The sequence below is a fragment of the Oerskovia sp. NPDC056781 genome (genome assembly GCF_042789955.1).
Classification (GTDB): Bacteria; Actinomycetota; Actinomycetes; order Actinomycetales; family Cellulomonadaceae; genus Oerskovia; species Oerskovia rustica.
Genome location: NZ_JBHUAD010000397.1, coordinates 1 through 1,384, shown reverse-complemented (window position 1 = coordinate 1,384; position 1,384 = coordinate 1). Strand labels below are relative to the sequence as shown.

Annotated in this window: 1 protein-coding gene; it reads left to right on the top strand. The window is 75.8% G+C overall.

Annotation, left to right across the window (positions count from 1 at the left end; all coding sequences use genetic code 11):
* The first annotated feature begins 197 nt into the window (after nucleotides 1–197).
* Nucleotides 198–1,340 carry a glutamate 5-kinase gene (proB, locus tag ACFRCR_RS18710; protein ID WP_377679688.1) on the top strand — a complete coding sequence of 381 codons (1,143 nt, stop codon included), beginning with the start codon at nucleotides 198–200 and terminating at the stop codon, nucleotides 1,338–1,340.
* The last annotated feature ends 44 nt before the right edge of the window (nucleotides 1,341–1,384 follow it).

Genomic DNA, 1,384 nt, shown 5'->3' with positions numbered 1-1,384 from the left:
GGTACGGCCCTTCGGGTCGTGCCCGCCCTGCGGCGTCCCCGGGTGGCGCCGAGCCTTCGGGCGGGCGAGACGGGGCGCCCGGAGGGGAGCGACGCCGTCGGGCCGGTCGGGGAGACGGTGCCCACGCCGCCCCACCGTGAGGTGTCACACGCTGAAACGGCGCCCCGCCCGGGCGCCCGGCGCGGGATGATGAGCCCGTGAATGCGCTCTCCGCACGCTCCCAGGTCGCCACGGCCCACCGCGTCGTCGTCAAGATCGGCTCCTCCTCCCTCACCGGACCGGACGGGCACCTCAGCGTCCCTGCCCTCCACGCGCTCGTCGACGTGATCGCAGCCCGCCACGCGGCGGGTGGGCAGGTCGTGCTCGTGACGTCGGGGGCGATCGCCGCGGGGATCGGACCGCTCGGCCTGAGCGCACGACCTCGCGACCTCGCGACGGCCCAGGCCGCGGCCTCGGTGGGCCAGGGCCTCCTGGTCGCCCGCTACGCCCAGGCGTTCGCCGAGTACGGCATCCGCGTGGGCCAGGTGCTCCTCACGGCCGAGGACACCATCCGCCGCGGGCACTACCGCAACGCGCAGCGCTCGCTCGAGCGTCTGCTGGACCTGGGGATCGTGCCGGTCGTCAACGAGAACGACGCGGTCGCGACGGACGAGATCCGCTTCGGCGACAACGACCGCCTCGCTGCCCTGGTCTCGCACCTGGTCCGCGCCGACGCGATGGTCCTGCTGACCGACGTCGACGGCCTGTACGACGGTCCGCCCTCGCGCCCCGGCACCCAGCGGATCCGTGAGGTCCGGTCCGCGCTCGACCTCGAGGGCATCGAGGTCACCGGCCGCGGCAGCTCGATCGGGACGGGCGGCATGCTCACCAAGCTCGAGTCGGTGCGCATCGCGACGGGCTCGGGCATCCCGGTCGTCCTGACCAAGGCCGCGCACGCCGAGGGCGCCCTCGCGGGGCGCGAGGTCGGGACGTGGTTCGCCGTGACCGGCAAGCGCACGACGCGCCGGCGCCTGTGGCTCGCGCACGCCGCCCGCACCCGCGGGCGCCTCGAGCTCGACGAGGGAGCGGTCACCGCGGTCCTGGGCGGGCGCGCGTCGCTGCTGCCCGCGGGCGTGGTCGGCGTCACGGGCGACTTCGACGCGGGCGACCCCGTCGAGCTCGTCGCGCCCGACGGGCGCGTGATCGCGCGCGGCCTCGTCGCGTTCGACTCGAGCGACATCCCGGACCTGCTCGGGCGTTCGACGCACGAGCTGCGCGACAGGCTGGGCGAGGGGTACGACCGCGAGATCGTGCACCGCGACGACCTCGTGCTCGTGGGACGCAGGCGCAAGGCGTCCTGAGCGGGTCCGCCCGTCCGCCACGCGCCACTGGCCCGCGCGACCCC